The following is a 12369-nucleotide window of genomic DNA, read 5'->3' as shown; positions in this document are numbered from 1 at the left end:
CGAATACCGGTCCGGAGCTGCTTTCCGGACCGGCCCGCAACCGGCGGGTCGGCCGAATCACCCGGCCGGTACCGGGACGGATCGCTCAGATCGAGCGATCGAGTTCGAGTACCTGCCGGACGGCGTCCGGCTCCCCGTCCGTCTCGATCCTGACCTGATCCCGCCCGAAAGCGTGCAGCAGCAGTTCCCCGGGCGGCCCGGTCAGGGTCACCACCGGGCCGGACCCGTTCACCACCCGGACCCGGTCGCCCGCCGGGGTCGAGAGTTCCACCGGGACCGGAGATTTGCGATAGGCCATCTTCGCCATCCGGCGCAGCACCGACCACAGCCGCTGCTCGTCGGCGGCGGGCAGCTCGCGGGGCTCCCAGCCGGGCCGGGCCCGCCGGACATCCTCGTGGTGGACGAACATTTCACTGAGATTGGCGATCGCGTCCACCGGACGTAACGGCGACCACCACGGCGGCCCGGTCCGGACCAGCTCCAGTAGTTCCGCGAAGGGACGCTGCGCCGCCTTGTCCTGCCGGCGCTGCAGGTAACCGGCGAACGGACGCAACATGATCCCGGGCGCGGCATCCGGCCGGCGTTCCCGGACCACCAGGTGAGCTGCGAGGTCGCGCACCGACCAATCACCGCATAGGGTTGGCGCGTCCGGCCCGGTCTCGTCCATCGTTTCGACCATTGCACGGCGTTCACGCTGAGCCATGTTCACACGATGAATCTAGCCGAGACCCAGCCATCGGGGAGGGGATGCGATCCGAACCGGTTGCTACGCAGCAGAGATGCTCTGTACTTTGTCATTCGGTCCATAGGGTCGTGGACCGATACACACAGAATGGGAACACCTTTGAAAAAGATTCTCACCGTTGCCGCCGTCCTGGTGGCGACCATCGGTTCGATGTTCGCCGCTTCGGTGGCACCGGCGCACGCGCAGTACAACAGCTACTACGGCGCCATCGCGGTTTCGCTGTCCACCGGTAACTACGGCTGGTCCTACGACTACGACAGCTACTCCGAGGCCGAGTCGGCCGCCGAGGACCGGTGCGGCGCCGCCGACTGTGTCGCCAAGATCTCCTGGCGCAACGGTTGTGGAGCGCTCGCCGTGTCGGACAACTGGCTGAGCTACGGTTCGGGCTCGAGCCGGTCCGCGGCGCGCGCCGAGGCACTGTCCAACAACCCGGGCAACGCCTACATCGAGCACTGGAACTGCACTTCCGGCTACGGCTCGTGAGTTCGTACCGTCCATCATTTCCGGCCGGCGCCGAATTCGCCGACAACCTTCGTAGGGGAATCAGAACTGTGAAAATCCGTCCGTTCCGGGTCGTGGCTGCCGTGACACTGGCCGCCGCCGCCCTCACCTTCACCGCGTGCTCGTCCACCGAGGAGACCACCTCGACCGACGCGGCCGCCACCAGCACCGGAGCTCCTGCCGAGTTCGAATCCGGCAAATCGCAGGACGGGCGCGAGGAAGGTAAGGCGCCGACCACCACGCCGCCGCCGAACCTGCCGAAGCCCACCGCCGAAGAGCTCAACGACAAGATCAACCGGGCGCTCGACGGATCGGTCAGCGAAGAAGAGAAGCTGGCCTGGATCGAGGATGCCGAACAGGATCCCGAGCTGGTCGACAAGCTGGTCGAGGCGGCCAAGAAGAACGAAGTCACGGTGAAGATCACCAATGTCGGCGAGCCGGCCGAGGGCAAGGTCAAGGCCGACGCCGACGTCACCATCGCGGGAAGCCCGGTGGAGAACGCGTCGGTCGATTTCGTGGCCGAGGGTGATCAGTGGAAGATCGCGCATGATTTCGCCTGCAATATCGTGAAATCCGCGCAGCTGGATTCGGCGGCCTGCCAGCCCGACGCCTGATCCACCGCGAGACCGGACCCGGACACCACGAAAACCGCCGGAGGGCACTGCCCTCCGGCGGTTTTCCGCTGGTCGTGAACGAGCGTCAGACGCCGAGCACGGTCGGCACGATCATCGGACGGCGACGGTAAGTATCGGCGACCCAGCGGCCCACGATCCGGCGCACCGCCTGAGCAATCCGATGGGTATCGGTGACACCTTCACCCGCGAGGCGCAGCAATTCGGCTTCCACCAGTTCGGCGGCTTCGGCCAGGGCGGTGGGATCGTCGGAGAAACCGCGACCGCTCACCTCCGGGGGACTCACCGCTTTGCCGGTGGTGGAGTCGACCGCGACGGTGATGGCGATGAACCCGCCCTCGCCGAGGACCAGCCGATCGGACAGCGTCGACTCACCGACGTCACCCACCGACAGACCGTCCACATAGACGTGCCCGACGGGCACCCGGCCGACGATGGAGGCGATCCCGTCGACCAGGTCCACCACCACCCCGTCTTCGGCCAGCACCACCCGGTCCTCGGGCACACCGGTGGCGACCGCGAGCGCGGCGTTGGCCCGCAGATGCCGCCATTCCCCGTGCACCGGCATGGCATTGGTCGGCCGCACCGCGTTGTACAGGTACAGCAGCTCCCCGGCCGAAGCATGCCCGGAGACATGCACTTTCGCGTTCTGCTGGGTGATCACCGTCGCGCCGAGCCGGGCCAGGCCGTTGACCACGGTGAACACCGAGTTCTCGTTGCCCGGGATCAGCGAGGACGCCAGCACGACCAGATCGTCGGCGCGGATGTGGATCTGGCGGTGCTCACCCCGCGCCATCCGGGACAACGCCGACAGCGGTTCACCCTGGGAACCGGTGGAGATGAGGACCAGTTTGTCGCCCGGCAAGGTGGCCGCCTGATCCAGATCGACCACGAGCCCGTCCGGTACCGACAGATAGCCGAGGTCCTGCGCGATCTGCATATTGCGCACCATCGACCGGCCGACGAAACAGATGCGGCGGCCGTACTTCTGGGCCACGTCCACCACCTGCTGAATCCGGTGGACGTGACTGGCGAAGGACGCCACGATCACCCGGTTGCGCGCCTTGCCGATCACCGTGTCCAGTACCCCGCCGATCTCCCGCTCGGGGGTGACGAATCCGGGCACCTCGGCATTGGTGGAATCGACCAGGAACAGGTCCACGCCCTCGTCACCGAGGCGCGAGAAACCGGCCAGATCGGTGAGCCGGCCGTCCAGCGGAAGCTGATCGAGTTTGATGTCGCCGGTGTGCAGGATCGTTCCGGCGGGTGTGCGGATGGCCACCGCCAGAGCGTCGGGGATGGAGTGGTTGACCGCGAAGTACTCGCAGTCGAACGGCCCGTGCTCGGTGTGCTGCCCCTCGGTGACCTCGACGAGCCGCGGATGCAGTCGATGTTCCCGGCATTTCGCCGCTACCAGCGCGAGCGTGAACTTCGACCCCACCACCGGGATATCGGGCCGCAACCGCAGCAGGAACGGGACGGCACCGATATGGTCCTCGTGGCCGTGGGTCAGCACCACGGCCGCCACATCGTCCATCCGGTCCTCGATCGGCCGGAAATCGGGCAGGATGAGGTCCACGCCGGGCTGCTGGTCCTCGGGAAACAACACACCGCAGTCGACGATGAGCAGTTTCCCGCCGTACTCGAAAACGGTCATATTGCGACCGATCTCGCCGATACCGCCGAGCGCGAACACGCGCAACCCCTGGCGGGGCAGCTTCGGCGGTAGCGGCAGCCGGTCCTGTGCGGCGGCCTCCGGAGTCACCGCCGGTGCGGGACGGCCGGAATCACCACGGCCGCGGCCGGATTGGCGGCCCTTGCCCCGGCGCGGCCGGTCCTTCTGGGCCCGCGGCTCCGGAGCGGTTTCCGTGGGTGCTGCCGTGTCCGGTTCGGCGGCGACGATCTCAGGTTCCCGTTCGGCCGGTACGGCCGCGGAATCCGGCACCGGCGGAGTGTGGGTGGGTTCGGTCTGCGGCGCCGGCGAGGGCGCCGCGGGACCGGGGTCTCGCCGGGCGGTACGGCGGGGACGACGCGCTGCGGGATCGGTCATTCGAGCACCCCGGCGGCGCGTAGGTCGGCGGCCAGATCCTCGAGCTGTTCGGGGCTCGGCATGATCTGCGGCAGTCGAGGTTCGCCCGTATCCACGCCGAGTAATCGGAGACCGCCCTTCGTCATCGCCACCCCACCGAGCCGGGCCATGGCGGCATTGAGCCACAACAGGCTGGTGTTGATCTCGCGGGCGCGCACCACATCACCGGCCGAGAAGGCATCCACCATTTCGCGCAGCCGTTCCGGGACGAGATGGCCGATCACACTGATGAAGCCGACCGCACCCATCGCCAGCCACGGCAGATTCAACATATCGTCGCCGGAGTAGAAGGCGAGATCGGTTTCGGCGATCAGCGCGGCACCGGCGTTCAGATCGCCCTTGGCGTCCTTGACCGCGACGATCCGCGGATGTTCGGCGAGCCGGCGGATCGTATCGGAGGCAATCGGAACCACCGAACGCGGCGGAATGTCGTAGAGGGTCACCGGCAGATCGGTGGCATCGGCCACGGCCGTGAAATGCGCGAACAGGCCCTCTTGGGTCGGTCTCGAATAGTAGGGAGTGACCACCAGCAGGCCGTGCGCGCCGGCCCGCTGAGCGTTACGGGCGAGCTCGATCGAATGCGCGGTGTCGTAGGTGCCGGCGCCGGCGATCACGGTCGCCCGGTTACCGACCGCGTCCACCACGGCACGCAGCAGATCGGCTTTCTCCGATTCGGTCGTGGTCGGCGACTCCCCGGTGGTGCCGGAGATCGCGAGCAGGTCGACACCCCGGTCGACGAGTCGATGCGCAAGGGAGACGCCGGTGTCTATGTCGAGCTTGCCCTCGGCGCTGAAGGGGGTCACCATCGCGACACCTACCGTGCCGGACGCGCTCAACACCGGAGGCATCGATTCACCGTTCGTCATGGTCAGAAAGGCTACCCGGTCACCGGGCCGACCTCGACACCCTCGTCTGTGTTATCGGCCGCCGAGCCACCCGATGACGACATGGTGACATAATCCTGACGTCGAACCCATGGTTGTATGACATCAATTTTGGCGTCACACTGATGTCATGGATCTCACCCGATACACCGCTCGAATCCGCGACGATCTCCTGGCCGCGGCCGCCCTCGGCGATGAGAAAACGCAGGCCACAGCGGATGCACTCGCCAAAACCGTGGAGAACTCGGCGCGGCTGGCGCTGCTCGCGGCGCTCACCGAACTCGCCGATACCGTCACTACCGAGCTGGGCGACCGCACGGTGCGCGTCTCCCTGCACGACACCGAAGCAACGGTCGAAGTCGGCCGCGCATCGTCCAACGACAACCCCTCGTTCGAGGAAATGACCGGCGATATCAGCCGGGTGACCCTGCGTCTGGTGGAGCAGGTGAAATCCCGCGCCGAGGACGCCGCCGCGCAGAGCGGCCAATCGCTGAACTCCTGGATGGCCGGAGTGGTGTCCGGGGCCCTGCGCGACCAGATGCGCGGCGGCTACGGGACGAGCAAACGCGACGACACGCCCTGATCACGGAGCGACCGGATCACGTAGAGACCAGCACCTCGCCGTCCCGGCCGATCTCGGTCCGCCGGTCACCGCCCGGTGCGCTCGCCAGGATCGTCACCACATTGCGCCGCCCCACCGGCAGGACCCGGATGGTCACCGAGCCCGAGTTCGCGGCGTCGAGTTCCCGCACGGCGAGGTCGAGCACCCGCTCGCGCACGGTGGCCGCGACACCGGTGAATCCGCCGTCGTCGAGCAGAAGCACCTCCACCCCGCGGGAGCGGGCGCCGCGCGCCGCGGCGTTGAGCTGATCGGTGACCAGTTGCGGCGCGCGCAGACCGTCACGCAGTTCGGCCTCCAGCAGCCGGCATTGCTCGCGGTCGACCGGGGTCAGTTCCACCCCACGAGCGATCCGTTCCAGCATCGGCCGCGCCAGTTCGTCCAAACGGCTCAACTGGCGGGTCCGCTCGGAATGCTCGGCCGCCATACTCGCCGCGGCCGCCGCGCGCATCGCGGCATCATCGTGCAGCAGGCGCAGCGACCGCTGCGTGGGCCGCAGGATGAGCGCAGAGATCGTAGCCCCCGCCAGACTGGCCAGGGCGATGATCGAGACGGACAGTGAACCGACCGAGATATCCAGCACGAAACCCACGAATCCGAGGGTGGCCGCGACGGTGGCCGCGCCCGCCCAGGCCGCGGCGATCCGGCCGCGCACCGCCAGTACCGCCAGCGCATAGGACGCGGCGAAAACCGCCCAGGGCTGACGCGCCACGTCCGCGGCGAAGTTCAGGTGGGTCGCCAGCACGGCCAGCGGCCCTGCCGCGATCACCACGACGGTGGCCGGCCACGGCAGCGGATCGCCCGGTAGCCGGACCACCATCGCCCCCGCACCCAGCATCGCCACCATCGCGACGGCGAACTGCGCGAGCGGAACGTGGTCGAACGACGGGGTCGTGTACAGCGTGATGGTCGCGGCGAGACCCAGCTGGAAAACCCAGCCCAGGCGCCCGCGCATACCGAGCAGGGAGCGCAGTTCGAAATCGTCGTCACGCTCGGTCATTCCACCGCCTCCCGCGTCGGAAGTTCTCGGCACCGCCGCCGGCGGTGGGTTCGTTGGCATCACCGCCGACGCCGGGGTCGTCGTCACCGCCGCCGGCACCGAGGTCACCGTCACCGCTGCCGGCGTTGGCCCACATGAGGGTCACCGTTGTCCCACAGCCGGGCTCCGATTCGACGAAACCGGCGCCACCGGGCAACTGGCGCATCCGGCCCAGGATGCTCGCCGAGATCCCGAGCCGGTCGGCGGGCACCGCCAGCCGGTCGAATCCCGCGCCGTCGTCCCGTAATACGACCAGCAACCCGCCCGCGGCGACCGTCACGGTGACCTCGCGGCGCACCGGCCGCCCCAGCACCCCGGCATGCCGCAGACTGTTCCGGATTGCCTCGGCCAGGGCGGCGGCCAGCGGGCCCGCCGCGGCCAGCGGCATCCGCAGTTCGCTCTCGCTACCGCCCCGTTGCACGGTGAACCCGATCCCGGGATTCACCTCGTGCACCGCGGCACGCAGGAAACCGATCGCCGAATTCGCCTCCAGCAGTCCGGAGCCGGTATCGGAGATCCGGGTGGCGTCGAGCTGGTCCAGCGTGCGCCGCGCCTGCTCCCGCAGCACCGGGGAAGTGTTCCCGGATCGGGAGGCATCCAGCAGCGTGGACAGCACCGCATCGTGGATCAGCACCGCGAAACGCGCCCGTTCCCGTTCCCTGGCCGCTGTTCCCGCGACCACCGCCGCCCGTTCGCCCGCGACCACCGATTCCCGGTCCACCCGGGCCCCGGCTGCCCGCGCGTGCACCACACACCACAGGAACAGCAGGCACAATCCGGCATTACGCAAGAAATTGCCGACGACGGACCATGCCGTGGTGTCGTCGAACATCACATACAGCGCGACGCCCGGTGCCGCCGCCGCACCCACCAGGTAGATACCGGCCAGCCAGGGCCGCCACGCCACACCCGCCGCCACCACGCCGAGCACGACCAGCCGATGCGCCCAGATCGGCCCGGCCCCGTCCCTGATCTCGTAGTAGTAGGGCATCACCAGCGCCATCGCCGCGAGATATCCCAGGGCGGCGGCACCGGCCACCCACCCGACCAGGCGTGGACCCGCGACCAACGACACCACCGCGAGTACCGGCAGCATGCCGAACGCGACCAGGACGGTGATCACCGTCCAGATCAGCGGGACCGAGTGGTGCTGCACGACGACCTCGGGCAGCGCCAGTCCCGCGACGATCGTCCCGACCAGCCCGAGCACCAGGCCGAACCGCCGCACCACCCGGTCGGCGGCGAGTTCGGGGCCGTTATTGCGCGCGCGGACCAGCAAAACGACCCGGGCGCACAGGGCGCGCGGGCGCTGGAACCACACCGCCGGACGCCGCGGCGCGCCGACGGACGTGGAGGAAGCGTTCATGACCGCCGGTGTTCGGGAACCGGCAGCCAGCCGTCCTCGACGGCGCGTTTGTAGAGGTCTGTTTTGGTGGGAGCCGGCCGTCCCGCGTCGGCGTACTTCTGCCGGATCCGGCCCAGATAGTCGTTCACCGTTTGCTCCGACAGCCCGGTCAGCCGGGCCACCCGCGACGCCTTCTCGCCGGACGCGTACAGGGTGAGCACCTCTTCCTGCCGAGGGCTCAAACCGACACTGGACAGCTGCGGATCACCGTCGATAGCGGCGGCCCAGTCGGTGGTGACGACTTGTTCACCGGACGCGGCGCGGCGCACCGCGGCGACCACGGCCGCCACATCCTCCGATTTACGAACCACGCCCAGCACCCCGGCCCGGGCGGCCGACCGCACCAGATACGCGTTGTCGGCGCCGGTGAACACCAGAACCTCGACGCCGTGGGCGCGCAACGTCGCGACATTGTCCTCGGGCGTGGAATCATCGGCCAGGCGCAGATCCAGAACGACCAGATCCAGCGCCGGCCCACCCTCGACCCGGCACACCGGGTGCTCCAGCAGTTCGGCGACCGTTTCGGCGACCACCACCAACTCCAGGTCGGATTGCGGTTCGAGCATCGCAGCCAGTCCGATCGCCACCGATTCGTGGTCTTCCACCAAACCGATGCGGCGTGGCGCGCTCCGGTCCGGGACGCTCTCCGTCACTGCACAACTCCTATCAGCCACCCCCCTTGCAGAGCAGTATGGCGTTCCGGGCGCGGCAGGGTCAGCCCCCGATTCCAGGGGAACCGCCGGATCAGCCCATCAGCTGCGCCGCAACCGTTGCGCCGAGTTCCCAGCACGCCTCCAGGTCGTCCTTGGCCGGCTTGCCCGACACCACGACGTAGTCGGCGGCTTTCACCCACCCCAGCCCGGTCGTAATGGAGGTGACACCCCGCTCGGCTCCCTCGGTGCCCTCGTTGCCGTGGAGGTAGAGACCGAACGGACGTCCGCGCGTCGAGTCGAGGCAGGGGTAGTACACGACATCGAAGGCGTGCTTGAGGGCGCCGCTCATGTACCCGAGGTTGGCCGGGGTGCCGAGCAGATAGCCGTCCGCCTCGAGCACATCGGCCGGTGAAACCGCCAGGGCCGCCCGGCGCACGACCTGCACACCTTCGATCTCCGGGTCCGTGGCGCCGGATACCAGTGCCTCGAACATCGCCTGCATATACGGCGACGGCGTGTGATGGATGATCAGCAACGTCGGCATCCTTGCCAGCCTAGTGGGCGAACCGGACGGCGCCGGCGGTGAACCTAGCGGGAGCCGGGATCGCGTTCGTGTCTTTCCAATTCCACCGCGCGGCGCATGGTGCTGCGGGCCCGGGCCCGATCACCGGCATAGTCGTAGGCGCGGGCCAGCCGGTAGGAGACCCGCCAATTGTCCGGGTCGGCTTCCCATTCCTGTTTCACCGTGAGGAACAGTTCGTCGGCGGCCGCGCGCTCGATCCGGCCGGAGGCCCGGCGCGGCAGATCGGAGACATCCAATTCCAGTCCCTCGTCGTGGATCCGGCGGGCCAGCCGCTGATGGTCCAGCGCGGACCGGATGGTGGACACGACCATCCACACCCCCAGCAGCGGCAGGATCAACACCCCGGCGCCCAGGCCGACGGCCGCGATATCGCCGGAGGTCAGCAGTTCCACGGCGATCCGGCCCAGCCACAGGAAGTAGAAAATCAGCGCCAGGACCAGGACCGCCACCATCACGACGATCTTGGCCACCGCCCGGTCGGACCCGGAATCTCCGGTCGTGCTGCCGGATTCGCTCACGACTGCACCTCGCTGGCGCTCGGCTCCGTCGTGCGCGATGCGCGCTGCGCCGACGGTTCGCTCGCAAGCTCGCTCACGACTGCACCTCGCTGGCGCTCGGCTCCGTCGTGCGCGATGCGCGCTGCGCCGACGGTTCGCTCGCAAGCTCGCTCACAGGTCGAGGAAGGGATCGAGTCCGACGGTGAGACCGGGACGCCCGCCGATCTGCCGGACCCCCAGCAGCACGCCGGGCGCGAACGACGAACGATCGAGGGAATCGTGCCGGATGGTGAGCGTCTCCCCCTGGGTGCCGAACAGCACCTCCTGATGGGCGACGAGCCCGGCCACACGCACCGAATGCACCCGCACGCCGTCGACCTCGGCGCCCCGCGCCCCGTCGAGTTCGGTGGTGGTGGCGTCCGGAACCGGCCCGGCCCCGGCCTGTTTGCGGGCTTCGGCAATGATCCCGGCGGTCCGGTACGCGGTACCCGACGGCGCGTCGGCCTTGTTCGGGTGGTGCAGTTCGATCACCTCGGCCGATTCGAAGAACCGCGCCGCCTGCTCCGCGAACCGCATCGACAGCACCGCGCCGATCGCGAAATTCGGCGCGATCAGCACCCCGACCTCCGGCCGCCCGGACAACCAGCCGCGCACCTCGTCGAGCCGCGCACTGTCGAACCCGGTGGTGCCGACGACAGCGTGGATACCGTTGTCCACCAGGAACCGCAGATTACCCATCACGACATCGGGGTGGGTGAAATCGACGACGACCTGGGCTCCGGTCTCGGTGAACCGGTCCAGCGAATCGTCCTTGTCCACGGTGGCGACCAGCTCGAGATCGACGGCCGCCTCGACCGCGGCACAGATGGCCTGCCCGACCTTGCCCTGCGCCCCCAGAACGCCCACCCGAATCGGTGCCGTCACCTCGCCACTCCTGCCTGTCGTCGGATTCGGAGACGAGCCTACTGCGGTGTGTCTCGGCGCCTACTGCGGCGTCGCGGGTCGGCCCGTGGCCCCGGCACCCAGGGCCTCGCTGGACTCGACACCGAGGCGGTGGAGCCCGCCGACGCGCAAGCAACTCAGAAAACGATCACCTGGCGCAGTGCGTGCCCGGCAGCCAATTCGTCCATCGCCCGGTTTATCTCGTCCAGCCCGATCCGCGCCGAGATGAGTTTCTCCACCGGCAGCCGCCCCTCCCGCCACATCCGCACATACTCCGGAATATCGCGCGACGGCACCGCCGAGCCGAGGTAGCTGCCCACGATCGACCGGCCCTGGGCCACCAGGCCCAACGGGGAGATACTCGCGCGAGCCTCCGGCGACGGGAGCCCCACCGTCACGGTGGTACCGCCCGGGGCCGTGGCCGCCACCGCGCTTTCGAACGCGCGCGCCGACCCCACGGCCTCCACGACCACTTCGGCCCGGATTTCCTGTTCGGCCAGGTCCGCGGGCGTATACGCACTGTTCGCCCCGAGGCTGCGGGCCAGATCGAGTTTTTCCGGCACCGTGTCGACGGCGATCACCTCGCGGACGCCCAGTGATACCGCCACCAGCACCGCCGCCATCCCGACCCCGCCGAGGCCGACCACCATCACGCGGTCGCCGGCGGCCGGTTTCGCGGAATTGAGCAACGCTCCCCCGCCGGTCAGCACCGCACAGCCCAGGACGGCCGCGACGTCCGGCGGAACATCGTCGTCGACCGGCACCACCGACCTGCGGTCCACGACAGCGTGGGTGGCGAATCCCGACACCCCGAGGTGATGCTGCACTTCGGCGCCGCCGCGATGCAGCCGCCGGCCGCCGTTCAGTAGTTCACCGGCATTGTTCGCGGCGCTACCGGGGATGCACGGTGTCCGGCCGTTCGAGGCGCAGCCGGCGCATTCGCCGCAGCGGGGCAGGAAGGTCATGACGACCCGCTGTCCGATGGGCAGGCCGGCGTCCGGACCGGCCGCCACGACCTTTCCGGCGGCTTCGTGGCCGAGCAGCATGGGTACCGGCCGGACCCGGTTGCCGTCGACCACGGAAAGGTCCGAATGGCAGATTCCGGCTGCTTCGATCCGTACCAGCACCTCGCCGGGGCCGGGGTCGGCGAGGTCGAGTTCGCCGACGGTGATCGGCGCCGAAGCGGCGTACGGTGCGGGCGCGGCGATACGTTCCAGGACTGCCCCACGAATTCTCATGGGACCACGGTAGGCCGCGGCGGAGTCTTGCTCATGATCCGCATCGGACTATCCTGAATTCTCGTGATGGTGCTCCCGTTGGCCGCCTTGTACCGAGCCCGGGGTCGGGATCATCACGATTCGAGGAGATCTTCCTTTGTCCATCCAGTTCAACCACACCATTGTCGGCTGTCGTGACAACCGGGTATCGGCCGAATTCTGGGCCGATATCCTCGGCCTGGAATTGGGTCCCGAATGGGGTCCGTTCATTCCGCTTCCCACCGCGAACGGGGTCACGTTCGATTTCGCGAATGTCCCGGCTCATATCACCGAGATCCAGGGCCAGCATTACGCCTTCCTGGTCTCGGAGCCGGAATTCGACAGCGCGTACGCCAAGATCCAGCGCTACGGTCTCGAGCATTGGGCCGATCCGCATCAGCACGCGCCGGGCGAGATCAACCACAACGACGGCGGCCGGGGGGTGTACTTCCTGGACCCCAGCGGTCACTACCTGGAGTTGATCACGGTCCCGTACGGGGGTTGGCCGCAGTAACCGGCCCGGT

Annotated in this window: 14 protein-coding genes; 4 read left to right on the top strand and 10 right to left on the bottom strand. The window is 68.6% G+C overall.

The annotated features are described in order from the left end of the window. Positions 1-85: 85 nt before the first annotated feature. Complete coding sequence (locus ACIA75_RS21680) at positions 86-709, bottom strand: TIGR03085 family metal-binding protein (protein ID WP_397106636.1); 624 nt, start codon at positions 707-709, stop codon at positions 86-88. Between the two features lie 123 nt (positions 710-832). Between ACIA75_RS21680 and ACIA75_RS21675 the strand changes: the two genes are divergently transcribed. Further along, positions 833-1228, top strand: coding sequence for a DUF4189 domain-containing protein (locus ACIA75_RS21675; protein WP_397106634.1), 396 nt, complete (start codon positions 833-835; stop codon positions 1226-1228). 92 nt (positions 1229-1320) lie between these two features. Continuing rightward, positions 1321-1860: a hypothetical protein gene (locus ACIA75_RS21670; RefSeq protein ID WP_397106632.1), complete on the top strand. Its 540-nt coding sequence runs from the start codon at positions 1321-1323 to the stop codon at positions 1858-1860. An 85-nt stretch (positions 1861-1945) separates the two neighbouring features. On the opposite strand, the gene ACIA75_RS21665 is transcribed toward ACIA75_RS21670, so the two are convergent. Then, the gene (locus ACIA75_RS21665; RefSeq protein ID WP_397106630.1) at positions 1946-3928 is read right to left on the bottom strand and encodes an RNase J family beta-CASP ribonuclease; all 1983 of its coding nucleotides are present in this window, start codon (positions 3926-3928) and stop codon (positions 1946-1948) included. After that, complete coding sequence (gene dapA, locus ACIA75_RS21660; RefSeq protein WP_397106628.1) at positions 3925-4833, bottom strand: 4-hydroxy-tetrahydrodipicolinate synthase; 909 nt, start codon at positions 4831-4833, stop codon at positions 3925-3927. Before dapA ends, ACIA75_RS21665 begins: the two co-directional genes overlap by 4 nt. Before the next feature lie 148 nt (positions 4834-4981). On the opposite strand from dapA, the gene ACIA75_RS21655 reads away from it, so the two are divergent. After that, positions 4982-5434, top strand: coding sequence for a hypothetical protein (locus ACIA75_RS21655; protein WP_397106626.1), 453 nt, complete (start codon positions 4982-4984; stop codon positions 5432-5434). Positions 5435-5450: 16 nt separating this feature from the next. Here the strand turns inward: ACIA75_RS21655 and ACIA75_RS21650 are convergent, their stop codons facing one another. The 7 genes from ACIA75_RS21650 to ACIA75_RS21620 all read right to left on the bottom strand — a co-directional run bounded on the left by ACIA75_RS21650 (position 5451) and on the right by ACIA75_RS21620 (position 11827). Continuing rightward, the gene (locus ACIA75_RS21650) at positions 5451-6470 is read right to left on the bottom strand and encodes a hypothetical protein (protein ID WP_397106624.1); all 1020 of its coding nucleotides are present in this window, start codon (positions 6468-6470) and stop codon (positions 5451-5453) included. Further along, on the bottom strand, positions 6457-7875 hold the full coding sequence (locus ACIA75_RS21645; RefSeq protein WP_397106622.1) for an ATP-binding protein: 1419 nt from the start codon (positions 7873-7875) through the stop codon (positions 6457-6459). The genes ACIA75_RS21650 and ACIA75_RS21645 overlap by 14 nt, the downstream gene beginning before the upstream one ends. Continuing rightward, the gene (locus ACIA75_RS21640; protein ID WP_397106620.1) at positions 7872-8567 is read right to left on the bottom strand and encodes a helix-turn-helix transcriptional regulator; all 696 of its coding nucleotides are present in this window, start codon (positions 8565-8567) and stop codon (positions 7872-7874) included. Before ACIA75_RS21640 ends, ACIA75_RS21645 begins: the two co-directional genes overlap by 4 nt. 91 nt (positions 8568-8658) lie before the next feature. Next, positions 8659-9111 (bottom strand): flavodoxin family protein, encoded by a 453-nt coding sequence (locus ACIA75_RS21635; RefSeq protein ID WP_397106618.1) that lies wholly within the window; start codon positions 9109-9111, stop codon positions 8659-8661. A gap of 44 nt (positions 9112-9155) precedes the next feature. Continuing rightward, positions 9156-9602 carry a hypothetical protein gene (locus ACIA75_RS21630; RefSeq protein ID WP_397106740.1) on the bottom strand — a complete coding sequence of 149 codons (447 nt, stop codon included), beginning with the start codon at positions 9600-9602 and terminating at the stop codon, positions 9156-9158. Between the two features lie 216 nt (positions 9603-9818). After that, positions 9819-10571, bottom strand: coding sequence for a 4-hydroxy-tetrahydrodipicolinate reductase (gene dapB / locus ACIA75_RS21625; protein WP_397106616.1), 753 nt, complete (start codon positions 10569-10571; stop codon positions 9819-9821). Between the two features lie 155 nt (positions 10572-10726). After that, positions 10727-11827, bottom strand: coding sequence for a zinc-binding dehydrogenase (locus ACIA75_RS21620; RefSeq protein WP_397106614.1), 1101 nt, complete (start codon positions 11825-11827; stop codon positions 10727-10729). A 136-nt stretch (positions 11828-11963) separates the two neighbouring features. On the opposite strand from ACIA75_RS21620, the gene ACIA75_RS21615 reads away from it, so the two are divergent. Next, the gene (locus ACIA75_RS21615; protein ID WP_397106612.1) at positions 11964-12359 is read left to right on the top strand and encodes a VOC family protein; all 396 of its coding nucleotides are present in this window, start codon (positions 11964-11966) and stop codon (positions 12357-12359) included. Positions 12360-12369: the final 10 nt, after the last annotated feature.

The organism is Nocardia sp. NPDC051750, from assembly GCF_044453135.1.
Lineage (GTDB): Bacteria > Actinomycetota > Actinomycetes > Mycobacteriales > Mycobacteriaceae > Nocardia.
The sequence above is the reverse complement of the archived record's forward strand: the minus strand, read 5'-3'. Positions and strand labels throughout refer to the sequence as shown.